Below are 24,059 nucleotides of genomic sequence, written 5' to 3'. Positions count from 1 at the left end.
GCCTGAGAGGGCGGTGCGGATAAACAGAATTTGCCTGGCGGCTGTAGCGCGGTGGTCCCACCTGACCCCATGCCGAACTCAGAAGTGAAACGCCGTAGCGCCGATGGTAGTGTGGGGTCTCCCCATGCGAGAGTAGGGAACTGCCAGGCATCAATTTAAGGTACTTACCTGAAAAGGTAACACCGGTTATCAGCGAGACCCCGCTGGTAATGCAGTATTCGGTGGTGCGGTAGTTCAGTCGGTTAGAATACCGGCCTGTCACGCCGGGGGTCGCGGGTTCGAGTCCCGTCCGCACCGCCACTCTCTTGATTAGCCCTGACTGAAAAGTCAGGGCTTTTTCATTTCTGGCATATCAACATTGATTGTTGACTGAAACGCAAAATTCCTCTGCTTATAAGCGGATTTTTCAGCAGCAATGATACTGTCACAATATCCCTCATCGAAATATTCCATTCACTGATGAGGAAATCATGACAATTCCAGCTTTTGGTTTAGGTACTTTCCGTCTGCAAGACGACGTTGTTATTCATTCAGTTAAAACTGCACTTGAGCTGGGTTATCGTACTATCGATACCGCTCAGATCTATGAAAACGAAGCCGCAGTAGGTCAGGCGATTGCCGAAAGTGGCATCGAACGTAGTGAGCTGTTCGTGACGACTAAGATCTGGGTAGAAAACCTCTCTGCCGAAAAACTGATTCCCAGTCTCAAAGATAGCTTGTTCAAATTGCGCACCGACTACGTCGATCTTACCCTGATCCACTGGCCATCCCCAGGAGCCGCTGTTTCAGTGAAAGAAAGTATGCAGGCATTAATGGCTGCCAAAGAAGCGGGTTTGACGCGCCAGATCGGCATTTCAAATTTCCCCATCGCGCTGATGAAAGAGGCAATTGAAGCCGTAGGTGTGGAAAATATCGCGACGAATCAGATCGAGCTGCATCCGTATTTGCAGAATGAGCAGGTAGTGGAGTTTGCTCAGGAGCAGGGCATTCGCATTACCTCCTATATGACGCTGGCTTATGGCCAAGCGCTGAAAGACGAAGTCATTAAGGCGATTGCGCAAAAACATCAGGCCACTCCTGCACAGGTTGTGCTGGCGTGGGCAATGCAGCTGGGTTATGCGGTGATTCCATCATCGACCAAACGTGAGAACCTTGCAGGCAATCTGCATGCGCAGGATCTGACGCTGGATCGTGAAGATATGGATAAGATCCATGCTCTGGATCGAGCACAACGTATGGTCAGCCCGGAAGGTCTGTCACCGTCCTGGGATTAAGCGTGAAATGATCAGTCCTGGCTACGCCAGGGCTGGTTCTGCACCCACTCGCTAAGAAAATCAATAAATGCCCGCACACGCTGGCTCACACCAAGATCACTGTAGTAAACCGCATTAAAGGGCATTTCTACCGGTAGACGCAGCTGCATCAGCAATTCCACCAGGGTCCCCTCAGCAATTTCTTTATCGACCATATAGTCCGACAAACAGGCAATACCATTGTCATTCAGGCAAAGCTGTTTCAGTGTCTCTCCGCTGTTTGACGACATACCTGGCTGGATATCATAAAGTTCGCCATTTTCCTGTGCCACTGGCCAGCGATTGAGGCGTAAGGGTTCAACGAAGCCCAGACATTCATGACTGGCCAGATCGGCCACCGACTCAGGAATGCCATATTTCGCCAGATAAGCCGGCGTTGCGACCAATTTACGGTAGCTGATAAACAGCAGGCGAGCGCGCAGGGTGGAGTCCGTCAGTGTTCCTGCCCGAATGGCAACGTCGACTTTTCGCTCAATAAGATTAATAAAGCTTTCTGAGGAGATGAGCGAGAGCGTGACATCTGGATAACGTTCGCGAAAAGGCTTAATCATTGGCAGCAGCAGATGCAGAATCACCGGTGTTGCTGCATCAATACGCAGCAAACCCTGCGGAGCTTGCTGACGTTCAATCAACTCGTTTTCGGCAGTCGACATTTCCTGCATCAATTTCTGTACGCGACGGAAATAGTGTTCGCCTTCATGAGTGAGTGCCAGCTGACGCGTAGTACGGGTCAATAAAGCCACTCCCAGCTTAGTTTCAAGCTTTTTAACCGTGCGGCTGACGGCCGAATTGGCCATATTTAACTGCTCTGCAGCGCGGCTAAAACTGCCACTTTCGACCACAGCGATGAACACCTTCACTTCATCTGACGATGCCTTCATTATCCCTCCATAAGCAAAAGTCTATTGTTACTTTGCACCTTTTTGTCATTAAAGCATAAGCAGATACTGACGCCCATCAAAACCAATGGGAGTCAATCATGCCACTTGCACTCTGGGCGCTGACCATCAGCGCCTTCGCTATCGGAACAACTGAATTTGTCATCGTTGGGTTAATCCCGACCATTGCGCAACAGCTCGCCATCACGCTTCCTTCTGCCGGGATGCTGGTCTCTATCTATGCTCTCGGGGTTGCCGTAGGTGCGCCGATACTTACTGCTCTCACCGGGAAATTGCCGCGTAAGCATTTGCTGATGGGATTGATGGCACTATTTACTCTGGGGAACCTGGTGGCCTGGCAGGCACCGAACTATGAAACGCTGGTAATTGCCCGTTTGCTAACCGGCCTGGCTCACGGTGTATTCTTCTCTGTAGGCTCCACCATCGCTACCAGCCTGGTAAGCAAAGAGAAAGCGGCCAGTGCGATTGCGATTATGTTTGGTGGTCTGACTGTCGCGCTGGTGACGGGGGTGCCGCTGGGAACGCTGATAGGACAGCATTTCGGCTGGCGTGAGAGTTTTCTTGCAGTATCTATGCTGGGGGTGATTGCCCTGATCGGTAGCATGTTGCTGGTGCCGCGTAACATTGCACAGCCGCCCGCTACGTCGTTACTGCAACAGGCCCGGGTGCTGACCAATCCACGTTTATTATTGATCTATGCGATTACTGCGTTGGGCTATGGTGGCGTGTTTACGGCCTTTACCTTTCTGGCACCGATGATGCAGTCTCTGGCAGGCTTCTCTCCCTCAGCCGTGAGCATTATTTTGCTGGGATATGGTATCGCTGTGGCAATAGGTAATATCTGGGGTGGAAAACTGGCGGACCGTCGGGGTGCCGTGCCAGCCCTGACCATAATATTCGCTGCCCTGGCGATTTTGTTAGCCGTCTTTCAGTTCACGGCCAATACGCACTACCTGGCGTTAGCGACAGTGATCATCATGGGCATCTTTGCCTTCGCCAACGTGCCTGGCTTGCAGGTTTACGTGGTACAGAAGGCAGGACACTATGCCCCCGGAGCGGTAGACGTTGCCTCTGGACTCAACATCGCCGCCTTTAATATTGGTATCGCACTGGGTTCTACGGTTGGCGGGACTATTGTGCAGCATTATGGATTAGCACAAACGCCGTGGGTGGGGGCAGTGATTGTCTTTATTGCCTTGTTGCTGGTACGCCTCAGTGGTTTGCTGGATAAGCCACGCACCTTTATGGCTGCGGAATAATCTTCAGAAACAGCCTGCCAAATGTCAGGCTGTTTACGTTTAAGCCGAAATATCCACTCCGACAATCAAGAACACCAATTGAAACCCCGCGCTAAAATCCCTATAACAGTCAGGTGAAGTATGTTTGTAACTAGCCAGGCGGGAAAGTGCGGAAAAAAACCTATGCAATGCGTTATGTAGCAGGTCAGCCTGCCGAGCGGATCTTTCCGCCGGGGGCGATGCTGCATCTTGGGCAGGCACTGCCGCCCGGCGCGCCATTGCCAGCCAACCCAACGTTGAGGGTCCTGGTCTGGAACATCTTTAAACAGCAACGAGCAGACTGGATGTCAGTGCTGCAGGGCTTTGGCAAAGATGCGCATCTGGTGTTGTTACAGGAAGCACAGACCACGCCTGAGCTGGTCAGATTTGCTACCAGCAATTATCTGGCTGCCGATCAGGTGCCCGCATTTGTCCTGCCTCAGCATCCTTCTGGCGTGATGACGCTGGCATCGGCGCATCCTGTTTATTGCTGCCCATTGCGTGAGCGTGAGCCGTTACTGCGGCTGGCAAAATCAGCACTGGTGACGGCTTACCCGCTACCGAACGGCGAAATGCTGATGGTGGTGAACATTCATGCGGTGAATTTCAGCCTTGGCATTGATGTCTATAGCAAACAGCTGGGGCCGATTGGCGAGCAGATTCAGTATCACCGTGGTCCGGTGATTATGGCGGGCGATTTCAACGCCTGGAGTCGTCAGCGCATGAAGGCGCTGTTTCGCTTTGCTCAGGAGATGTCATTAAGGGAAGTGACTTTTACTGATGACCATCGACGGAAAGCCTTCGGCCGCCCACTGGATTTTGTGTTTTATCGCGATATGAAAGTGAATGAGGCGTCGGTACTGGTGACTCGAGCTTCAGACCACAACCCATTGCTGGTTGAATTTAACTCCACCTGGGCAGCAGCGCGCTAAAACCGATTTTCCCCGATAAGAAAATGAAAAAGGCCGACAAATGTCAGCCTTTTCGAGCCATTAGGTATCTGGCGTTGCGCTATTATGGACAAACAGCGTGAGGTTATCCCCCGGCTGAATGCTTTTCGCAGCAGTTAATACACTGTTCCAGCGCATAACGTCCTGGATGTTAACACCATGACGTCGCGCGATACTGGCAAGAGAATCACCCTTACGAACACGATAGGTGATGCTGTTGCCGTTATCGGCCAGCTGCGAGCCTTTGTCGCCAACGGTCAATTTCTGACCGATTCGAACTGAGGCACCGCGCAGGTTATTCTGCTGTTTCAGTGCATTGACGCTAACACCGAGCTTGCTGGCAATGCCAGACAAGGTGTCACCTTTGCGCACCGTGTAGCTGCTAACGGCATCACTGGCTTTCGCCAGCTGCGGCTGCACGGAGGCAATATCACCGGATGCCAGTGAATTGCGTAGCTGAGCAACATTGGACTTGGGCACCATAATGTAGTGCGGTCCATTCGGCGCTGTCGTACCGTGTTTATAGCCGGCATTGAAGCTTTTCAGCTTACTTAACGACATACCAGCCATATCTGCGGCCTGCGTCAGCTCAATCTGCTGACCCACTTCCACGCGAGCCAGTGCACGGCTCTCATTTGGGGTCGGCAATTTGATGCCGTAACGCTTGTTGTTCTTGAGAATATCGCTCAAGGCCAACATTTTCGGAACATAAACCGTGGTTTCGCGTGGCAGCGACAGGTTCCAGAAGTCGGTCGGCTTACCGCGCGCCTTGTTCTGTTTAATCGCTTTCAGCACTCGTCCCTCACCGCTGTTATAGGCGGCGATGGTCAGTAACCAGTCACCGTCAAACATGGTGTTGAGACGCTGCATCATATCCAGCGCAACCTTGGTAGAAGCCACCACATCGCGGCGACCGTCATACCATTGGTTCTGTTTCAAACCATAGTTTTTGCCCGTTGTTGCAACAATCTGCCAGATGCCAGCGGCATTCGCAGAAGATGTTGCATGTGGGTCAAAAGCGCTCTCCACTATGGGTAGCAGTACCAGTTCCATCGGCATTTTACGTTTCTGTATCTGCTCGACAATCCAGTACATGTACGGCTCTGCCCGTAATGTTACATCGTGGAGATAGCTCTTATTTCTTAAGTACTTTGTTTTTTGTTCGCGGATCCGGGGGTTATCCGGAATCCCCATCTTCAACTCGTCACTAATGTGATTCCAGAGATCAGTGTCTTCTGCGAGGCTTGTTCCATCATCTTGCCAGCGCGGCGACAACAAGCGATCTCCGTACTTTCCATTTTCACCTTGACCAGCTGAAGACAGGCTCTGAGCATGCTGTTCTGGGATCGTGGCGTCATTCCTTGATGCCTGACATCCTCCCACCAGCAAGACAGAGGCGATTAATATCGCTTTTGCCTTCATGTGTGTGTCAATAGTTCGCTTAAAAGACGAGCAATCATACGTGACGGTCTGACACAACACAACCATAAAAATTAAAAACGATCTTTCTTCTCGCGTAGAACAGCAAAAGTTTGCCATAGCGGGGCGGTTGCTAAATTAACGCCTAAAGCCTTTTGCAAATCAGGATCTTGCGTGCGCAAAAATAAATTTATTTCCCTCTCCAGCGCCAGGTTTGTGGGCAAAGTAATGCGATTTTCTGCACGTAAGTCCTTAATTTGCTGATACCTTGCCAAAATTTTCGGGTCATGAGGCAGAATAGCCGCAGCAAACTTCATATTGGATAAAGTGTACTCATGGGCACAGCAAATTAAGGTGTCGGCAGGGAGTTCATTAAGCTTTTGAAATGAATCAAACATTTGCTGCGCAGTGCCTTCAAATAATCTGCCGCAACCGCCAGAAAACATCGTGTCGCCACAGAAAAGATAAGGCGAGCTGAAATATGAGATATGTCCTAAAGTGTGTCCGGGGGTCGCGATGACACGAAAATTTCTCCCTGACAGCGTAAATTCATCTCCATCGGCAACAATGTGCTTTGCCCCTTTATCTGCAGTTTCCTGTGGACCGAAAACGGCCATATCGGGGTAATGCTGGAGCAATTCGCTGACGCCACCCACATGGTCGTGATGATGATGAGTCAGTAAAATCGCCACCGGATGCCAGCGATTGGCCTTAATTTTATCCAGTACCGGTTGAGCTTCACCAGGATCGACAATCAGGCAATTTTGCTGGTCATCCGTCAGTGTCCAGATGTAGTTATCCTGCAATGCGGGAATACTGGTAAGATTCATAAACACCTCTCAGGCCGTAGAAAAAGGAAGATGGTAAAGCATGAAGCCGGCTAAAACACGCCAAATCCTGACTGCGCCGCGCTCCTGGCGCGACATGCCCTGGGGCGACTACTTTCGCGACGCACTCACACAGCAACTTCAGCCTTCGCTCGGCAAGCTGTATGGCTTTCATATGCTTAAAATTGGCAGCCTTAGCGCAGAAATCAATACCAGCCATTGTGCTATTTCGCATCAGGTTAATGTCGGCGAAGAGGGTGAAGGGCTGCAGGTGATTGCCCGTGCTACTCAGCTGCCATTTGAAGCCAAATCGATTGACGCCTGCTTGCTGGCACATACGTTAGCCTGGAGCCAGGACCCGCATCGCGTGCTGCGCGAAGTGGACCGGGTCCTGATTGACGATGGCTGGATGATTATCAGCGGTTTTAATCCCTTTAGCCTGCTCGGTATCAGCAAAGGCATTCCGGGCTTACATGGTCGTGCACCCTGGAGCGGACGGATGTTTAGCCAGATGCGACTGCTGGACTGGCTGAATCTGCTGAATTACGAAGTCGTCTACCGTACCCGCTTCCAGGTGGTGCCGTGGCACCGGCAGGGCGGCAAAGTGATCAGTGCGCATCTGCCTGCGCTGGGTTGCCTGAATGTGGTGGTGGCACGTAAACGCACCTTCCCGTTAACGCCCACCAAAGTGAAAAAAAGCCTGAGTAAAACGCAGCTGCGACAGGCGGTGAACGCTACGCGGCAGTTTCGGAAAATGAAGGATCAGGATTCGGGCTGATAGCCAATATCGTCCTGCGACGGCTGGCTGGCGGCACTGCGCGCCAGTTCGTCACAGCGTTCATTCTCCGGGTGACCGGCATGGCCCTTTACCCATTCCCACACTATCTGGTGTGAACTCAGCGCCAGATCCAGTCGTTGCCACAGATCGACATTCTTCACGGGTTTTTTATCTGCGGTTTTCCAGCCACGTTTTTTCCAGTTGTGGATCCAGCTGGTAATACCCTGGCGCACATACTGGCTATCGGTGCTGATCACCACTTCACACGGCTGCGTCAGCGCTTCCAGCGCGACAATGGCGGCCATCAGCTCCATACGATTATTGGTGGTGAGGTGATAACCGGCACTGAAGGTTTTTTCATGCTGGCGATAACGCAGAATGGCACCATAGCCACCAGGACCGGGATTGCCAAGACAGGATCCATCGGTGAATATTTCTACCTGTTTACGCATCTCTGGTAGACTTCCTTCTGACAAAACGCCAAGTCTGACATAAACGAGTCCTATGAGCACTGCAAATAACCGCCAGATCGTCCTCGATACAGAAACCACCGGCATGAACATGATCGGTGTGCACTATGAAGGACACCGCATCATTGAAATCGGTGCGGTTGAAGTTATCAATCGCCGCCTGACCGGCAACAACTTCCATATCTACCTCAAGCCCGACCGGCTGGTGGATCCGGAAGCCTTTGGTGTGCATGGTATTGCCGATGAGTTTCTGGCGGATAAACCCAGCTTCAGTGACATCGCTGATGAGTTTCTTGAGTATATCCAGGGTGCTGAGCTGGTGATTCATAACGCAGCGTTCGATATCGGCTTTATGGATTACGAGTTTGCCATGCTGAAACGCGACATTGGCAAAACGGAAACCTTCTGCCAGATAACCGATAGCCTGGCGATGGCGCGTAAGATGTTCCCCGGCAAGCGTAACAGCCTTGATGCGCTCTGTAACCGTCTCGAAATTGACAACAGCAAGCGTACGCTGCATGGCGCATTACTCGATGCCGAAATCCTGGCGGAAGTGTTCCTGACCATCACCGGTGGCCAGACGTCGCTGGCATTCTCGCTGGACAGTGAGCAAAGCAACCAGGCCGATGGTGAAAATATTCAGCGTATTGTGCGTCCGGCATCCGGGCTGCGCGTGGTCAGCGCCAGTGATGAAGAATGTCTGGCACATGAAGGGCGTTTAGATCTGGTGATGAAGAAGGGCGGCAGCTGCCTGTGGCGCGCCTGAAATCGCTGATTTTGCGTGGAAAAGCGGCGTTAAGTCGAAAAAAGCAGCAAACGAAACAAAGCCACAGAAAAAGCGTTGACGGCTGATCGCCCTGCCATTAATATGCGCCTCGTTCCCGACGGGGAACACAGCGCGGTGCGGTAGTTCAGTCGGTTAGAATACCGGCCTGTCACGCCGGGGGTCGCGGGTTCGAGTCCCGTCCGCACCGCCAATCTCTTTAAAGAAGCCGATTCAGCAATGAATCGGCTTTTTGCTTTTTCAGCGACATAAATCAAACGGCGCGCTAATCGCGCCGTTCGGGTTAATCCTTCTGTACCGCCACCTTGCCACGATACGCCCCTGCTACCGGAGCTTCACGTTCAGCACGTGCCAGCCAGCGATAGCAACCCATGCCCAGTGCCACACCGATAAACCAGCTAAAATTTGCCACCTCATGCAATGACGGAATAAAGCTGATAATCAGACCAATTCCCACCGAAGGCAGCAGCGCGGCGATCGCTTTCGGGTTAAAGCCCCCTTGATACCAGTAGCGACCTTTCGACGTATCATCAAACAGGTCATCGACATACACCTTGCTGCGTTTGATCAGATAGAAATCGGCGATCAAAATGCCAAACAGTGGCCCGATAAAGGAACCCAGCACATCCAGCGTGTAATGAATCAACTCAGGTGACTGGAACAGGTTCCACGGCGTCAGCAGCACGGAACCGACGGCGGCGATCATGCCTCCAGTACGGAAGCTGATTTTCTGCGGTGAGCAGTTGGAGAAGTCGAAAGCCGGTGAAACGAAGTTCGCCACGATATTGATACCGATGGTGGCGGTGATCATGGTCAGCAGGCCAATCGCCACCGCCAGATCGTTACCCACCATGCTGACCGTTTCAATCGGGTCGGTAATCATGCGGCCAAACAGCGAATTGCTGCCGGAGACAATCACCACGGTGACGATGGAGAACAGCAGGAAGTTAAACGGCAGACCCCAGCGATTGCCGCGACGAATCTCGCCCATATTCTTGCCATAACGGGAGAAGTCACCAAAGTTGAGCAGCGGACCGGAGAAGTAAGACACCACCAGCGCCGTGGCGGTGATCATCTGCCAGGTCTGCTCACCGGCACTTAACTGCTTGCTGGCGAGGGTAAAGGAGATACCGTTAAAACCAGTCTTGTATACAATCCATCCGGCCAATGCCACCATCACGACGTATACAGCCGGGCCGGCAACATCGATGAAACGTTTAATCGCGTTCATCCCGTGCCAGAACACCAGCGCCTGCAGGAACCACATGATACCGAAGCAGCACCAGCCCAGCTGCGATAAGCCCAGCCAGCTGCTGTGCGTCATGCTGGCGAGTGAGGGGAAGAACTTCAGCAGGACCAGCATCAATGCATTGGCTGCCAGGTAAGTCTGAATACCATACCAGGCGAAGGCGATCAGGCCACGAATCACCGCCGGGATATTAGCTCCGAAAACACCAAATGCCTGACGTGAAATGACCGCGTAAGGCACGCCTGCCATCTGGCTTGGCTTCGCCACCAGGTTGGCGCACAGCTGGACAATGCAAATTCCTACCAGCAGACACAGTAGCACCTGCCAGCTTGCCAGGCCGAGGGTAAAGAAGCTGGCAGCCACCACATAGCCGCCCATACTGTGTACATCCGACATCCAGAAAGAAAAAATGTTGTACCACGACCAGTTCTGGTCACGCGTTGGTGCCAGATCTTCGTTGCACAGTCGTGGGCTGTAATGGGCGTTGGCTTCAGAGGCCACCGCAGAGGTCACTTCAGAATGATTTGGCATGAAACCTGCTCCTCTCTTAATAATGAAAAAATAATCACAGCGTGAAACGGTATTGCAGGATCCAGGCCAGAATTGATTTCTTGTATACAAAAATTGTTTTTCGCGTATACGATGTGCTGTGCACAGACATTTACCGGAGCGGGAAATGAAGAGTGAAACAGGCCAGAGAACGGCCGCAGATCTGAATGATAGAGACGAACCCATCTACCAGGCGTTGCTGAACGCCATTGTCGAACATCAATTACCGCCAGGCAGCAAATTGCCGGAAGAAGCCTTATCCGAGGTGTTTGGTGTCAGTCGCACGGGCATTCGCAAGGTGCTGCAACGCCTCGCGGCGGTGCAAATGATTACCTTATCGCCCAGGCGTGGTGCACAGGTTGCGACGCCTGGCGTGGAAGAGGCGCGTGATATTTTCGCCACGCGTAGTTTACTGGAGTGTGCCAACCTGCCTGCGGTCGTCGCGCATGTCCAGCCGCCGCATCTGGCGGCGCTGGCGGGTCTGATTGCCGAGGAGCAGCAGGCACACGAACAGAATGATGGTGCCGCCGCTATCCGTCTGTCGGCTGCCTTCCACATCCAGCTGCAGGCGATATCCGGTAATCAGGTGCTGACCGAGATGGTGACGCGTCTGACGCAACGTTCCTCGCTGGTGATTGCCGCCTGGGGCGCGCCCTGGCAGCGTGGTTGCCGTTGTGATCATCACGATCGGCTGGTGGAGCTGTTGCGCCAGAAGGATCTGCCTGCACTGACGGCATCACTTCAGCATCATTTCGAACATATTGTTGCCAGCCTGCACTTTGAGCGCAGCGGTGAAACCCTCCCTGACTTTGCCCGGTTATTTGCCGGGAAAGGAGAACCGTAATGAGCCTGATCCAGGTCATCAATCCCAACACCAGCCTGGCGATGACGGAAACCATCGGCCAGGCGGCGCGTGCCGTTGCTGCACCGGGCACGGAAATTATTGCGGTGTGTCCGAGCCAGGGCGTACCTTCGATTGAAGGCCATTTTGATGAAGCCATTGCGGCGATTGGGGTGCTGGAACAGGTGACGCTGGGCAAAGCGCAGGGGGTGAGTGGGCATGTGATTGCCTGTTTTGGCGATCCCGGCTTATTAGCCGCCCGCGAGCTGGCAAGCGGCCCGGTGGTCGGCATTGCGGAAGCGGCGATGCACACTGCCACGCTACTGGCGACGCGTTTTTCCATCGTCACCACGCTGCCACGCACGCTAATTATCGCGCGCCATTTATTACAGCAATATGGTTTTACCCATCACTGCGCCGGGGTGCACGCCATCGATCTGCCGGTGCTGGCCTTAGAAGATGGCAGCGGAATTGCACAGGAAAAAGTACGTCAGCGTTGTATCCAGGCGAAGCGGGAAGACGGTAGCGGGGCGATTGTGCTGGGTTGTGGCGGGATGGCTTCGCTTGCTCAGGATCTGACCCGGGAACTCGGTCTGCCAGTGATCGACGGCGTCGGTGCGGCGGTCAAAATGGTGGAATCGCTGGTAGCGCTGGGCTTTGGCACCAGCAAACATGGCGATCTCGATTACCCGCTAGAAAAACCGCTCACAGGTGCTTTTCAGCACCTAAACTAAGCACTGGTTGAGGTTTACCACAGGAACTTACAGAATGAGTGATGTATCTGAAAAGAAAGAGTACAGCTTCAACAAAAACTATCCACGCGACCTGATCGGCTATGCCAGTCAACCACCCCATGCCCGCTGGCCGGGTAAAGCGCGCGTCGCGGTGCAGTTTGTCCTCAATTATGAAGAGGGTGCAGAGAATAACGTGCTGCACGGCGATGCCGGTTCCGAGCAGTTTCTTTCCGACATCATCGGTGCAGCCAGCTATACCGATCGCCATATGTCGATGGACTCATTATACGAGTACGGCTCACGCGCCGGTTTCTGGCGCATCCACAATGAATTTCAAAAACGCGGTTTGCCGCTGACCATTTTTGGTGTGGCGATGGCACTGGCTCGTCACCCGGAAATTGTCGAAGCGATCAAAGCCGCTGACTATGACGTCGTCAGCCACGGTTGGCGCTGGATCCACTATCAGGGCATGGATGCGAAAACCGAGCGGCAGCATATGCAGCAGGCGGTGGATGTGCTGAAGGATTTGTTCGGTAAAGCGCCAACCGGCTGGTACACCGGGCGCGACAGCCCCAATACCCGCCGTCTGGTGGTGGAGCAGGGCGGCTTTAGCTACGACAGCGATTACTACGGCGATGACTTACCGTTCTGGACCCAGGTCACCTGTCAGGATGGTACGGTTAAACCGCATCTGATCATTCCGTATACGCTGGAATGTAACGATATGCGCTTTGCCTCGCCGCAGGGGTTCAACACCGCCGAGCAGTTCTATACCTATCTGCGTGACACCTTTGATGTGTTGTATGAAGAGGGGGAAAGCGCGCCGAAGATGATGTCGATTGGTATGCATTGTCGTCTGCTGGGGCGTCCGGGCAAATTCCGTGGCCTGCAACGCTTCCTCGATCATATCCAGCAGCATGATCGGGTCTGGGTATGCACCCGCCAGCAGATCGCCGATCACTGGATGGAAACGTATCCAGCCCCGGTGGCTGGTTAATACGCCTGTAGCGGCGCGATGCTGGAAAAATCCGCGCGATAAATCGCGCCGCTACGGCAATATATCTTTAGTTCATCAAACTTACCTGCGCGGCAACAATACGCCAGCCGCACGGCAGCCGCACCCAGGTTTGCTGCTGACGGCCAATCCTCTCCGTTCCTTCACGGGTAAATTCGGTGCTGCACACCGCATAGTCATCGCCAAAGGTGGTGATCACCGTGTGGCGTAACGTACGATCCAGTCCGGTCGAGGGACGTGCGGCACGAAACGCGCGGATTTCTTCGATGCCATACAGATTCTCACCGGCACCGAGACGTACCGTGCGGCTGTCATGCCAGAACAGCTCATCCAGAACGTCCACGTCATTACTGATCAGCGCTTGCTCGTAGCGATAAAACGCCGCTGTCACTTCGGCGACAATTGCCGGACGATCAATATGTTCAGGTGTCATGCTTATGCGTCCATCAGGGTGGTTTGCGGCAGAGTAAGCCCTTGCTGTTGCAACGCCCAGGCGGCGCGCAATGCGAGGTGTTCTTTAAACGGTGCGGCGATCAGCTGTAATCCAATCGGCAGGCCGCTCGCCGTCGGCAGCGGTACGGTACACACCGGCAGGCCAAGGAAGGAGATCGGCTGAGTCAGCATCCCCATACTGGCGCGCGTCGGCAGATGCTGGCCGTTGATATGAATGGTTTCCTGGCCGATGGTGGTCGCGCTGCACGGCGTTGCCGGGGCGATCAACACATCGAACTGCTCAAACAGCGGCAGTATCTGTTGCTGGAAATGACGACGGAAGCGTTGTGCCTGCACGTACCAGGCGGAGGGCAGCATCGCACCAGCCAGCAGGCGTTCGCGTGAGTTCGGTTCGAAACGTTCTGGCATCTCGCGCAGTTTTGGCAGGTAGTGATTGCCTCCTTCCGCTGCTGTGAGGATAAAGGCGGCAGAGCGGGCAATCTCAGCATCTGGCATCGTGACTTCATCGTTGGCTGCCAGCGCTTTGGCCACCACGGCCAGCGCAGCTCGGGCATCATCATTGCACCAGGTGGAGAAGAAGCCGCCTAACACGCCACAACGTAACCCTGCCGATCCCTGCGTCAGTGTGTCGCTTGCCGTCATCACCGGTTGCGCGGCCTGAAAGGCATCGCTGGCGTCAGCCCCCTGCAAAATGTCATACACCAGGCTGAGATCTTCCACAGAACGCGCGAAGGGGCCGATATGGTCGAGGCTGGCGACAAACGGGTGGCTGCCGCTGCGGGATAAACGGCCAAAGGTAGGCTTCAGGCCGAAAATGCCGCACAGCGAAGCCGGGACGCGAATCGAGCCGTTGGTATCGCTGCCGAGCGAGAAGTGCACCAGCCCGGCCGCGACGGCGGCTGCCGATCCGCCTGAGGAACCGCCCGCCACCCGCGTCAGATCGCGCGGGTTGTGGGTGGGGCCATAATGGGTGTTCTCGGTGGTGAAGCCGTAGGCATAAGCATCCATATTCAGCATCCCGGAGAGCAGCGCCCCTTGTTGTCGCAGCTTGCTCACCGCCCAGGCATCTTCGCGCGCTGCCGGGCGTTCACTGAACAGGCTGGCACCGGCCAGGGTACTGTGACCGGCGACGTCAAACAGGTTCTTCACCGCATAGGGAATGCCCGCCAGCGCCGGTAAGGTTTCCCCGCGCTGGCGTTGTGCATCCAGCTGATCCGCTTCTTTCAGCATGCGCTGACCGGTGACTTCGGTCCAGGCGTTGAGTGCCGGGTTATGCTGTTCAATCGCGCTTATCGTGTGTTCGGCGATGTCACGCGCACTAATCTCGCCGTTGCTCAGTGCCTGTTGCAGCGCGCTGATTGAGAGGGCCGAAAGTTTCATAGCTTATACACTCCCGCCACTTCCAGACGATCGTCGAGCGGATAAGCCATCAGCGGTTCAGCCATCGCGGCAATGCGGTTAAATTGGGTCAAAAGTTCGGCGCGGCGCGCCTCATCCAGCTCCAGCGCCAGAATCTGTTCCATCTGGGCGATATAGGCGGCCCAGTCCGGTTGTGCACTCATCAGTATTCTCCTTAGAAACCAGCGGCGCTGCCGTTGCTGCGCGGATCAAACGCGCCTTCCAGCATGCCGTTGTTATGGCGAACGATGGCACCAGCATGGCCGACCACCTCGCTAAAATCAGGTAACAGCTCCACTTCATGACCCAGTGCGCGCAACTGCTGTACCGTTTCCGGTGCCACACGCGCTTCCAGCTTGAGGGAGTCAGAGGATTGGCCCCAGGTGCGGCCCAGCAGCCAGCGCGGCGAGCTCACCGCCTGTTGCAACGGTAATCCCTGGATAACATGGCGGGTAAAAATCGCCGCCTGGGTCTGTGGCTGACCGTCGCCGCCCATCGAGCCATACACCATGGTGCGGCCATCTTTCAGGCGTGCCGCCGCCGGGTTAAGGGTGTGGAACGGTTGTTTGCCGGGTGCCAGCGCCAACAGGTGGCCGGGCTGCAAACTGAAGGCCGCGCCACGGTTTTGCCAGGTGATACCGGTGCCTGGCAGGACCACGCCACTGCCAAATTCGTGATAAATGCTCTGGATAAAGGAGACCGCCAGCCCGCTGCTGTCCATCACCCCCATCCACACGGTATCTCCTGGACCTTTACCGGTGCCCCACGGGGCGGCATTGGCATCATCAATCTGCGCGGCCAGGCCAGCAAGATGATCAGCATCCAGCAGGCTTTGCACATCAATGTCGATATGGCGCGGATCGGTAATATGTTGATCGCGCAGGGCAAAGGCTTTCTTGGTGGCTTCAACGATGCGATGCACGGTCTGCGTTTCATCGGCATCCGCCATATTGAGCTGGTCGGTAATGCCCAGAATCGCCAGCGACACCAGCCCTTGGGTGGGTGGCGTCATGTTCCAGATATCGCCTTCGCTGTGCGCCAGATGCAGCGGCGTGCAGCGGCGTGCCTGCTGGCGTTGCAGATCTTCGAGGGTGACCGGCATGCCGAGTGCCGACATTTCCCGTGCCAGATGATGCGCCAGTTCACCGCGATAAAAACTGTCTAATCCCTGCTCGCACAGCAGGCTGAGGGTATTGGCCAGAGCCGGTTGGGTGAAACGGCTACCTGCCGCAGGCACTTCGCCATCGGGCAAAAAGGTGGCAGCAAACCCCGGCTGATCCTGCAATTCATGGCGTTTAGCGGCGGTTGCGGCGGCCTGCGAGTCTGTGACGGGAATGCCGTCAGCCGCATAGCGGATAGCGTCACGCAGCAGGCGTGGCAGCGGCAATGCTGTGGCTCCCAGCTCGGCAGAATAAGCCAGGGCTTCCTGCCAGCCGCTGACAGTGCCTGCCACGGTGAGCGCCGCTTTCGGTCCGCGATGTGGAATTTTTGTTGCGCCGTGATAAAAATCGAAGTGCGCCAGTGAACCGGCAGCACCGCTGGCATCGATAGCGATGGGATCGCCACCCGGCGGCACAATCAGCCAGAAGCCGTCACCGCCCAGCCCGTTCATATGCGGGTAGACCACGGCGATAGTGGCGGCAGCCGCGACCATGGCTTCAATGGCGTTGCCACCTTCGCGCAGCACCGCTAAGGCGCTTTCGCTGGCGAGATGGTGCGGGGTTACGGCCATGCCTAATGGCGCCATATTGCTCTGTATCATAGTGAACTCATTTTTCGGGTACGTGGGGAAGTTATAGCAAGAGCTGTTCCAGTTTTGGCAGGAAAACCATTGTGGATCGATTTATGCTAGCTTGTGATGAAACGAAAGTTACAGGACGAATGATGAAACAGTTAGATGAACGCCTCCGTAGCCACTATCCGCAACTGTCGCCGCAGGAGCAGCGCATTGCCGATTTTGTCTTTGATCATTTTGACGACCTGATCAGCTATAACAGCGCGGAACTGGCGCGGCTGAGTGGTGTGTCAAAAGCGACGGTGAGCCGCCTGTTCAAGCGCCTTGGCTACGAAAAATACAAAGACATGCGTGATGAGCTGCGCACGCTGCGCCAGAGCGGTATGCCCCTGACGGACAACCGCGATGCAGTGCAGGGCAATACGCTGCTGTCGCGTCATTACAAGCAGGAGATGGCGAACCTGACGCAGTGGGTCAACAGCATTGATCCGCAGCAGTTTGGCGAGGTGATTCAGGCGCTGGCACAGGCGAAACGGCTGTTTATCGTCGGCATGCGTAATGCCTATCCGGTAGCGCTGCATCTGCGCCAGCAGCTGATGCAGGCGCGTCCTCAGGTCCATGTGCTGCCGCAACCCGGCCAGACGCTGGGTGAGGAGCTGGTGGATATCACCCCGGAAGATGTGGTGGTGGTGATGGCGTTTCGCCGTCGGCCCCGCATCCTCCGCCCGCTGATGCAGCAGCTACAACAAAGTAATATCCCGGTGCTGGCGCTGTGTGAACCGCAGGCGCAGGGCGTGCTTACCCTGGCGCGCTGGCAACTGTGTGCACCGCTCGACAGCGTCTCCGCCTTCGACAGCTATGCCTCCGCCATGAGTCTGGTGAATCTGCTGGCTAATGCCCTGTTGCATGAAATGTTGTCGCAAGGTCGACAGCGTATCCATCAAATCGCCGACCTCTACCAGCATCTGGATGAGCTGGAACACCGTTAAAGGGCACCGTTTTGGTGCTTTGCACCTTTTTTGATCGCTTTAACGTCCCGACGCTGCGCCGGTTTTTTTCACCCTGATAAAGCTGCAACCCTGATTTTTCTTGGAAGTGTTCTTTTTGTTTCGGTTGGCACATTAGTTGCAGAACGATTCATCAAGAATCTTTTGTTTCACGTAAACTCACCGGGGTGCATAATGAAAAAAGTTTTAATGGCAGTGGCAGGCGCTGCGTTAATGATGGCGCAGGTCGGTAGCGCGATGGCCGATCAGCTGCAGGACATCCAGAAACGCGGTGTTATCCGCATTGCCGTACCGCAGGACTTCCCGCCGTTTGGTTCCGTCGGCACCGATTTACAGCCGCAGGGCTATGATATCGACATGGCGAAGTATCTCGCCAAAGAGATGAAACTGAAGTTGCAGCTGGTGCCTGTCTCCAGTGCTAACCGCGTGCCGTATCTGCAAACCGATAAGGTCGATCTGGTGATCTCCAGCATGGGGAAAAATGCCGAACGTGAAAAAGTGATCGACTTTAGCCGTGCTTACGCGCCGTTCTTCCTGGGTGTGTTTGGTCCGAAAGGCGAAGAAATCAAAGATGCAGCGGCTCTGAGCGGTAAATCCATCGGCGTTACCCGTGGTGCAGTCGAGGATATGGTACTGACCGGCATCGCACCGAAAGACGCCGAGGTGAAACGTTACGAAGATAACAACACCACGCTGTCGGCTTATCTGTCTGGTCAGGTGCAGTTTATCGCCACAGGCAACCTGGTCGTGGCGGCGATTGCGCGTCAAAACCCGGCCAAGGCTCCGGTCGCGCAGTTCATGCTGAAAGATTCCCCGTGCTTTATCGGTCTGAAAAAGGACGAGCCTGCGCTGAAAGATAAAGTGAATGCGTTGATCGAGCAGGGCATTAAAGACGGCACCCTGAACAAGTTGTCCGAAGAGTGGCTGAAAGCGCCACTGCCGGCCAACCTCGGCGCATAAGAAGGACAGCCAATGATTGGGCAACTTAACTTTGCTGCACTCTGGCCGCATTGGCCGGAGCTGCTGGCGGGGCTGTGGGTCACCATCCAGCTGACGGTACTGGCGACCGTAGGGGGCGTGTCGCTCGGTATCCTTGGTGCGGCACTGCGCAGCGGCAAACCCAGCTGGCTGAGCCGTATCTGGGGCGTTTATGTCGAGCTGATTCGCAACACCCCGTTTGTGGTGCAGCTGTTTTTTATCGTCTTTGGTTTGCCCAATCTTGGTCTGAAACTGACGGCGGGCGAAGCAGCGCTGTTGGCGATGCTGATTAACCTCGGTGCCTACAGCACTGAAATCATCCGTGCCGGTATCCAGGTGACGCCGAAAGGGCAATGGGAGGCTGGACGAGTGCTCGGCCTGACCCGCAGCCAGACGTTTCTGCGCGTGGTGTTACCGCCCTCCTTGCAACGTATTTATCCGGCACTGGTCAGCCAGTGCATCATCGTGATGCTGGGATCGTCAGTGGTGTCGCAGGTCTCCTATGAGGAACTGACCTTCGCCGCCAACCTGATTCAGTCGCGAACCTTTTTGAGTTTTGAAGTCTATCTGGTGACCACGTTGATTTACCTGGCGTTGTCGATTGCCATGCGTCAGCTGCTGCTGGCAGTGGGACGTAAATGGTTTGGAGCGCTGCCATCATGACGACCTTTACCGACTGGGACATCCTGCGCAACCTGCTGCTGGCGGCGCGCTGGACGATTTTGCTGTCGCTGGTGGCCTTCTTTGGTGGCACGCTGGTGACCCTGCCGCTGCTGTTTTTGCGCCTGCTGCGTAAACCGTGGCTGATGCGGTTGATCCGTGGTTACACCGAATTGTTTCAGGGCACGCCACTGCTGATGCAGCTGTTTCTGGCGTTCTTTGGCGTCGGGTTGTTCGGTATCGACGTTGCCCCCTGGACCGCCGCCTCACTGGCGTTGACGCTCTACACCAGCGCGTTTCTGGTGGATATCTGGCACGGTAGCATCCGTGCGTTACCGAAAGGCCAGTGGGAAGCGTCGCGCTGCCTCGGCCTGACTTTCGGCCAGACGTTGTACCGCGTGATTGCTCCGCAGGCGATCCGCATTGCTATCGCGCCGACCGTCGGCTTTGCCGTGCAGGTGATTAAAGGCACGGCGCTGGCGTCCATCATCGGTTTTGTCGAGCTGACCAAGGCCGGCACCATTTTGACCAATGTGACTTATCAGCCGTTTAAGGTATTTGGCCTGGTGGCGTTGGGTTACTTCCTGATGTGTTATCCGCTGTCTCGCTACAGCCAGTACCTGGAGAAAAAATTCAATGCCGCTCATCACCATTAATCAGGTACAGAAGTACTACGGCGACAACCATGTGTTGAAAGGGGTCGATCTCGATATCGAAATGGGCGAGGTGATCTCCATCATCGGCCGCAGCGGATCGGGTAAAAGTACCTTGCTGCGCTGTATGAACGGGCTGGAAGGCTATCAGGAAGGCAGCATCAAACTTGGCGGCATGACCATTACCGATCGGGAATCCCAGGCGCGTGACATCAGCCGTTCGGTCGGCATGGTGTTTCAGAGCTTCAACCTGTTCCCGCATATGACGGCGCTGGAAAATGTCATGCTGGCACCGCGTCGCGTGCTGAAAAAGAGCGAGGCGGAGTGCCGGGAACTGGCAAAACAGATGCTGGAAAAAGTTGGCCTCGGTGAGCGCCTCGACTATTACCCGGCCAATCTTTCGGGCGGTCAGCAGCAGCGCGTGGCGATTGCCCGTGCGCTGGCGATGCAGCCCAAAGTATTACTTTGTGACGAGATCACCTCGGCGCTTGACCCTGAGCTGGTAGGCGAAGTGCTGAAGGTGCTGGAGCAACTGGCGGCTGAGGGTATGACGCTGATTCTCGTGACACATGAAATGAACTTCGCCCGCGACGTGGGCGATCGTGTGGTCTTTATGCATCAGGGACGCGTCTGGGAACAGGGTGACAGCAAAACGCTGTTCTCCAATCCGCAAACAGCGGAACTGAAACAATTTATCTCGACGGTTCGTCTCTAAGCCAATAACAAGGAATTCATCATGGACATCGCGCAGTTTCCGCAAATCAATCCACCGCAACGCCTGCTGATGGGGCCGGGGCCGATCAACGCTGATCCGCGCGTACTGCGCGCGATGTCTACACAGCTGATTGGTCAATACGACCCGGCGATGACGAATTATATGAATGAGGTGATGGCGCTGTATCGCGGCGTATTCCGTACCGAAAACCGCTGGACCATGTTGATCGACGGCACCTCACGCGCCGGGATCGAAGCGATTCTGCTGTCGGCGATCCGTCCGGGCGACAAAGTGCTGGTGCCGGTATTCGGTCGTTTTGGTCATCTGCTGTGTGAAATTGCCCGCCGCTGCCGTGCGGAAGTGCACACCATTGAGGTGCCGTGGGGCGAGGTGTTTACGCCGGATCAGATCGAAGATGCCATCAAGCGTATCAAGCCGCGCCTGCTGCTGACTGTGCAGGGTGATACCTCTACCACCATGCTGCAACCGCTGGCTGAGCTGGGTGCCATTTGCCAGAAATATGGCGTGTTGTTCTACACCGATGCCACCGCCTCCCTCGGTGGTAACGCGCTGGAAACCGATGCCTGGGGGCTGGATGCGGTTTCGGCGGGGATGCAGAAATGCCTCGGCGGTCCGTCGGGTACGTCACCCATTACCCTTAGCCCGCAGATGGAAGCGGTGATCCGCAAACGTAAATGTGTGGAAGAGGGGATCCGTACCGCCGATCATCAGGACGGCGAGGACGAGATGATCTACTCCAACTACTTCGATCTCGGCATGGTCATGGATTACTGGGGCCCGGAGCGTCTGAACCACCATACCGAAGCCACCACGGCGTTGTTTGGTGCGCGTGAGTGCGCGCGTCTGATCATGCAGGAAGGGCTGGATAACGGTATCGCCCGTCATAAGCTGCATGGCGATGCGCTGCTGAAAGGTATTCAGGGCATGGGTCTGGAAACCTTTGGTGACCTGCAACATAAGATGAATAACGTGCTGGGTGTGGTGATCCCGCAGGGCGTGAACGGCGATCAGGTACGTAAGCGGGTGTTGGAGGATTTCGGTATTGAGATTGGTACCTCGTTTGGCCCGCTGCACGGCAAGGTTTGGCGTATCGGGACCATGGGCTACAACGCGCGCAAAGATTGCGTGATGCAAACCCTGACGGCGCTGGAAGCGGTGCTGAATCATCTGGGCTTCCGTTCCACACAGGGGGCGGCGCTACAGGCGGCCTGGGATCATTACGGGAGCCACGCATGAGTGAAAGCCTGATGACTGCCAGCGAGGCGCAGTCAGCCGCCGCACGCGTCATGGCACGCTGCGATGCGCTGGCTGAGATCAGTGAAACTGAAGATGGCCTGATGCGGGTCTACCTCTCGCCGGAACAAATGCGTGCTAATCAGCGCGTCGGTGAGTGGATGCAGGCCGCAGGTATGACGGTATGGCAGGATGCGGTTGGCAATATCTGCGGCCGCTATGAATCCGCCACGCCGGGGGCACCGGCGCTTCTGCTCGGTTCACATCTCGATACCGTACGTAACGCCGGTCGCTACGATGGGATGCTTGGCGTATTGAGCGCGATTGAAACCGTACAGTGGCTGCACGATCACCAGCAGCGCCTGCCGCTGGCGATTGAGATTGTTGGCTTCGGCGACGAAGAGGGCACACGTTTTGGTATTACCCTGCTGGGCAGCCGTGGCATCACCGGCAGCTGGCCGGAAAGCTGGGTCACTCATCCCGATGGCAACGGCATCACTGTCGCGCAGGCGATGCAGGATGTTGGTCTGGATGCAGCGAACATCCTTGACGCCGCGCGTGATGTTAACGACATCGCGGCCTATCTGGAGCTGCATATCGAGCAGGGGCCATGCCTCGAGCAGGAAGATCTGGCGCTTGGCGTGGTGACGGCCATCAACGGGGCGCGTCGCCTGAATTGTCGTTTTACCGGCGAAGCAGGCCATGCGGGTACGGTGCCGATGACGCATCGTAAAGACGCGCTGGCCGCGGCTGCTGAGTGGATGGTGTTTATCGAGCAGGCCACCCGTGAGCTGGATCCGCAGCTGGTGGCGACGGTGGGAACGCTGCACTGCGCACCGGGGGCGGTGAATGTCATCCCGGGTGACGTGCAGTTGTCACTGGATGTGCGCGGTCCTCAGGATGAACCGCTGGCACGTCTGCTGTCGCAGTTACTGACCCAGGCGGAAGCCATCGCCTTACGCCGTGGCCTGACCTTCAGCGCGGACGAATATTATCGTATTGCTGCGACTGCCTGCGATACGCGGTTGCAACAGGCGCTGAGCCATGCGCTGGAAACGGTGCAGGGGCGCAGTTTGTCGCTGCCAAGCGGTGCCGGACACGATGCGATAGCCATTGCTGAGCGCTGGCCGGTGGGGATGTTGTTTGTGCGCAATCATCGCGGCATCAGCCACCATCCGGCGGAGTCGGTGCAGACGGCGGATGTGGCGTTGGGGGTGCAGGCGTATTTGCAGGCCGTGTGCGATCTGGCACGAGCATAACAGGAGTGGTGGCATGAATCTGGAGAGCTTTAATCAGTTGTCACCCGCGCAGGCTCAGGCGGCGATTGCCCATTGTGTCGCCATTCCCGCCTGGCAACAGGCGTTGGTAGCGGCCCGCCCGTTTGCCGATAGCGCCCGGCTGATCGCTGAAGCCGAGGCGCTGGCCCAACGGTGGCAGGGGGCGGAACTGGAACAGGCGCTGAGCGCTCATCCACGCATTGGTGAGAAAGCCCAGGGCGAGGGCAAAGAAGCCACGTTTTCGCGCAGTGAGCAGTCAGCCATGAATGAGGCTGACGGCGCGTTGCAGTTTGCCATGCTGGCGGGTAATCAACGCTATGAACAGCGCTTTGGCCGGGTCTTTCTGATTCGTGCCAAAGGTCGTAGCGGCGAGGAAATGCTGGCGGAGTTGCAGCGCCGCCTTAATAATGATGCCGCAACAGAACAGCAGGAAGCGCTGGCACAATTACGGGAAATTACTTTGTTACGGCTGAAGGAGAGCATCATATGAGCACCATCACCACGCATATTCTCGATACGGCGCTGGGTAAACCGGCGATTGGTGTGGCGATTTCGCTGGAACAGAACAGCCCGGAAGGCTGGCTGCCGCTGGCTCAGGGCAAGACCGATACCGACGGGCGGATTAAAGATTTAACGCCAGAGCCATTAGCGCCGGGGCATTATCGTCTGACTGCTGAAATCGGTGATTATTTTGCCGCAGCGGGCCGTGATGCGTTGTACGTCACTGCGCAGATTGATTTTGTGCTGGGGGAAACCGGCAGCCATTATCATCTGCCGTTCCTGATTTCCCCGTGGTCGTGGTCAACCTATCGCGGCAGCTGACA

The 24,059-nt window shown here is 55.6% G+C and carries 26 protein-coding genes, 2 tRNA genes and 1 rRNA gene; 20 read left to right on the top strand and 9 right to left on the bottom strand.

The genetic code is table 11. The annotated features are described in order from the left end of the window. The first annotated feature begins 33 nt into the window (after window positions 1–33). From rrf to dkgB, 3 genes are all read left to right on the top strand, one after another. A 5S ribosomal RNA gene (gene rrf / locus PW844_RS24090) occupies window positions 34–149 on the top strand. A gap of 74 nt (window positions 150–223) precedes the next feature. Next, window positions 224–300, top strand: a tRNA-Asp gene (locus PW844_RS24085). A 170-nt stretch (window positions 301–470) separates the two neighbouring features. Further along, complete coding sequence (dkgB, locus tag PW844_RS24080; protein ID WP_299457265.1) at window positions 471–1,274, top strand: 2,5-didehydrogluconate reductase DkgB; 804 nt, start codon at window positions 471–473, stop codon at window positions 1,272–1,274. Window positions 1,275–1,285: 11 nt separating this feature from the next. Here the strand turns inward: dkgB and yafC are convergent, their stop codons facing one another. Beyond that, window positions 1,286–2,194, bottom strand: a complete 909-nt coding sequence (yafC, locus tag PW844_RS24075) for a DNA-binding transcriptional regulator YafC (protein ID WP_299457263.1) — start codon at window positions 2,192–2,194, stop codon at window positions 1,286–1,288. A gap of 98 nt (window positions 2,195–2,292) precedes the next feature. On the opposite strand from yafC, the gene PW844_RS24070 reads away from it, so the two are divergent. Beyond that, on the top strand, window positions 2,293–3,471 hold the full coding sequence (locus PW844_RS24070) for an MFS transporter (protein ID WP_299457261.1): 1,179 nt from the start codon (window positions 2,293–2,295) through the stop codon (window positions 3,469–3,471). A gap of 146 nt (window positions 3,472–3,617) precedes the next feature. Beyond that, window positions 3,618–4,421, top strand: a complete 804-nt coding sequence (locus tag PW844_RS24065; RefSeq protein WP_299457258.1) for an endonuclease/exonuclease/phosphatase family protein — start codon at window positions 3,618–3,620, stop codon at window positions 4,419–4,421. Between the two features lie 60 nt (window positions 4,422–4,481). Here PW844_RS24065 and mltD read toward each other — a convergent pair whose 3' ends face one another. Both mltD and gloB read right to left on the bottom strand, forming a co-directional pair. Further along, window positions 4,482–5,861 (bottom strand): murein transglycosylase D, encoded by a 1,380-nt coding sequence (gene mltD, locus PW844_RS24060; RefSeq protein WP_084872902.1) that lies wholly within the window; start codon window positions 5,859–5,861, stop codon window positions 4,482–4,484. A 71-nt stretch (window positions 5,862–5,932) separates the two neighbouring features. After that, window positions 5,933–6,688: a hydroxyacylglutathione hydrolase gene (gloB, locus tag PW844_RS24055; RefSeq protein ID WP_299457255.1), complete on the bottom strand. Its 756-nt coding sequence runs from the start codon at window positions 6,686–6,688 to the stop codon at window positions 5,933–5,935. 40 nt (window positions 6,689–6,728) lie between these two features. Between gloB and PW844_RS24050 the strand changes: the two genes are divergently transcribed. After that, window positions 6,729–7,463 carry a class I SAM-dependent methyltransferase gene (locus tag PW844_RS24050; RefSeq protein WP_299457252.1) on the top strand — a complete coding sequence of 245 codons (735 nt, stop codon included), beginning with the start codon at window positions 6,729–6,731 and terminating at the stop codon, window positions 7,461–7,463. Here the strand turns inward: PW844_RS24050 and rnhA are convergent. Then, window positions 7,448–8,014 (bottom strand): ribonuclease HI, encoded by a 567-nt coding sequence (rnhA, locus tag PW844_RS24045; protein ID WP_299458298.1) that lies wholly within the window; start codon window positions 8,012–8,014, stop codon window positions 7,448–7,450. The genes PW844_RS24050 and rnhA overlap by 16 nt on opposite strands. On the opposite strand from rnhA, the gene dnaQ reads away from it, so the two are divergent. Together dnaQ and PW844_RS24035 are read left to right on the top strand one after the other, a co-directional pair. Next, entirely contained in the window at window positions 7,968–8,699 is a 732-nt protein-coding gene (gene dnaQ, locus PW844_RS24040; protein WP_299457250.1) for a DNA polymerase III subunit epsilon, read from the top strand. The genes rnhA and dnaQ overlap by 47 nt on opposite strands. 134 nt (window positions 8,700–8,833) lie before the next feature. Next, window positions 8,834–8,910: transfer RNA gene (locus tag PW844_RS24035), tRNA-Asp, on the top strand. 90 nt (window positions 8,911–9,000) lie between these two features. Here PW844_RS24035 and PW844_RS24030 read toward each other — a convergent pair. After that, entirely contained in the window at window positions 9,001–10,497 is a 1,497-nt protein-coding gene (locus PW844_RS24030) for an NCS1 family nucleobase:cation symporter-1 (protein ID WP_299457248.1), read from the bottom strand. A gap of 145 nt (window positions 10,498–10,642) precedes the next feature. Here PW844_RS24030 and PW844_RS24025 point away from each other — a divergent pair, with 145 nt between their 5' ends. Genes PW844_RS24025 through puuE form a run of 3 tightly spaced genes read left to right on the top strand, consistent with a single transcriptional unit; the run spans window position 10,643 to window position 13,087 of the window. Beyond that, window positions 10,643–11,359 carry a GntR family transcriptional regulator gene (locus PW844_RS24025; protein ID WP_299457246.1) on the top strand — a complete coding sequence of 239 codons (717 nt, stop codon included), beginning with the start codon at window positions 10,643–10,645 and terminating at the stop codon, window positions 11,357–11,359. Beyond that, window positions 11,359–12,090 (top strand): allantoin racemase, encoded by a 732-nt coding sequence (hpxA, locus tag PW844_RS24020; RefSeq protein WP_299457244.1) that lies wholly within the window; start codon window positions 11,359–11,361, stop codon window positions 12,088–12,090. Before PW844_RS24025 ends, hpxA begins: the two co-directional genes overlap by 1 nt. 34 nt (window positions 12,091–12,124) lie before the next feature. After that, window positions 12,125–13,087 (top strand): allantoinase PuuE, encoded by a 963-nt coding sequence (gene puuE, locus PW844_RS24015; protein ID WP_299457243.1) that lies wholly within the window; start codon window positions 12,125–12,127, stop codon window positions 13,085–13,087. Window positions 13,088–13,154: 67 nt separating this feature from the next. Here the strand turns inward: puuE and hpxZ are convergent, their stop codons facing one another. From hpxZ to PW844_RS23995, 4 genes are read right to left on the bottom strand one after another with little or no spacing between them, the layout of a single operon-like run. Further along, complete coding sequence (gene hpxZ / locus PW844_RS24010) at window positions 13,155–13,538, bottom strand: oxalurate catabolism protein HpxZ (protein ID WP_299457241.1); 384 nt, start codon at window positions 13,536–13,538, stop codon at window positions 13,155–13,157. A 2-nt stretch (window positions 13,539–13,540) separates the two neighbouring features. After that, window positions 13,541–14,938, bottom strand: a complete 1,398-nt coding sequence (locus tag PW844_RS24005) for an AtzE family amidohydrolase (RefSeq protein ID WP_299457239.1) — start codon at window positions 14,936–14,938, stop codon at window positions 13,541–13,543. Continuing rightward, complete coding sequence (gene hpxX / locus PW844_RS24000) at window positions 14,935–15,120, bottom strand: oxalurate catabolism protein HpxX (RefSeq protein WP_084872924.1); 186 nt, start codon at window positions 15,118–15,120, stop codon at window positions 14,935–14,937. Before hpxX ends, PW844_RS24005 begins: the two co-directional genes overlap by 4 nt. Window positions 15,121–15,131: 11 nt before the next feature. Beyond that, window positions 15,132–16,718 carry a gamma-glutamyltransferase family protein gene (locus PW844_RS23995; RefSeq protein ID WP_299457233.1) on the bottom strand — a complete coding sequence of 529 codons (1,587 nt, stop codon included), beginning with the start codon at window positions 16,716–16,718 and terminating at the stop codon, window positions 15,132–15,134. A 122-nt stretch (window positions 16,719–16,840) separates the two neighbouring features. Here PW844_RS23995 and hpxU point away from each other — a divergent pair, with 122 nt between their 5' ends. The 9 genes from hpxU to uraH all read left to right on the top strand — a co-directional run bounded on the left by hpxU (window position 16,841) and on the right by uraH (window position 24,057). After that, complete coding sequence (hpxU, locus tag PW844_RS23990; protein ID WP_299457231.1) at window positions 16,841–17,680, top strand: MurR/RpiR family transcriptional regulator HpxU; 840 nt, start codon at window positions 16,841–16,843, stop codon at window positions 17,678–17,680. A gap of 192 nt (window positions 17,681–17,872) precedes the next feature. Then, the gene (locus tag PW844_RS23985; RefSeq protein ID WP_021186143.1) at window positions 17,873–18,658 is read left to right on the top strand and encodes a transporter substrate-binding domain-containing protein; all 786 of its coding nucleotides are present in this window, start codon (window positions 17,873–17,875) and stop codon (window positions 18,656–18,658) included. A gap of 12 nt (window positions 18,659–18,670) precedes the next feature. Further along, window positions 18,671–19,339 carry an amino acid ABC transporter permease gene (locus PW844_RS23980; protein ID WP_299457226.1) on the top strand — a complete coding sequence of 223 codons (669 nt, stop codon included), beginning with the start codon at window positions 18,671–18,673 and terminating at the stop codon, window positions 19,337–19,339. After that, entirely contained in the window at window positions 19,336–19,992 is a 657-nt protein-coding gene (locus PW844_RS23975; protein WP_299457224.1) for an amino acid ABC transporter permease, read from the top strand. Before PW844_RS23980 ends, PW844_RS23975 begins: the two co-directional genes overlap by 4 nt. Beyond that, window positions 19,973–20,704: an amino acid ABC transporter ATP-binding protein gene (locus PW844_RS23970; protein WP_299457222.1), complete on the top strand. Its 732-nt coding sequence runs from the start codon at window positions 19,973–19,975 to the stop codon at window positions 20,702–20,704. Before PW844_RS23975 ends, PW844_RS23970 begins: the two co-directional genes overlap by 20 nt. Window positions 20,705–20,725: 21 nt before the next feature. Then, a complete protein-coding gene (locus tag PW844_RS23965; RefSeq protein WP_299457220.1) occupies window positions 20,726–21,961 on the top strand; it encodes an alanine--glyoxylate aminotransferase family protein in 1,236 nt (411 codons plus the stop codon). Then, window positions 21,958–23,217, top strand: a complete 1,260-nt coding sequence (gene hpxK, locus PW844_RS23960; protein ID WP_299457218.1) for an allantoate amidohydrolase — start codon at window positions 21,958–21,960, stop codon at window positions 23,215–23,217. The genes PW844_RS23965 and hpxK overlap by 4 nt, the downstream gene beginning before the upstream one ends. Before the next feature lie 13 nt (window positions 23,218–23,230). Continuing rightward, the gene (gene uraD, locus PW844_RS23955; RefSeq protein ID WP_299457216.1) at window positions 23,231–23,725 is read left to right on the top strand and encodes a 2-oxo-4-hydroxy-4-carboxy-5-ureidoimidazoline decarboxylase; all 495 of its coding nucleotides are present in this window, start codon (window positions 23,231–23,233) and stop codon (window positions 23,723–23,725) included. Beyond that, entirely contained in the window at window positions 23,722–24,057 is a 336-nt protein-coding gene (gene uraH / locus PW844_RS23950) for a hydroxyisourate hydrolase (protein ID WP_299457214.1), read from the top strand. Before uraD ends, uraH begins: the two co-directional genes overlap by 4 nt. The last annotated feature ends 2 nt before the right edge of the window (window positions 24,058–24,059 follow it).

Source organism: Pantoea sp. (assembly GCF_028283705.1).
Taxonomy (GTDB): domain Bacteria; phylum Pseudomonadota; class Gammaproteobacteria; order Enterobacterales; family Enterobacteriaceae; genus Pantoea.
This window is presented reverse-complemented; position numbering and strand designations above follow the sequence as displayed.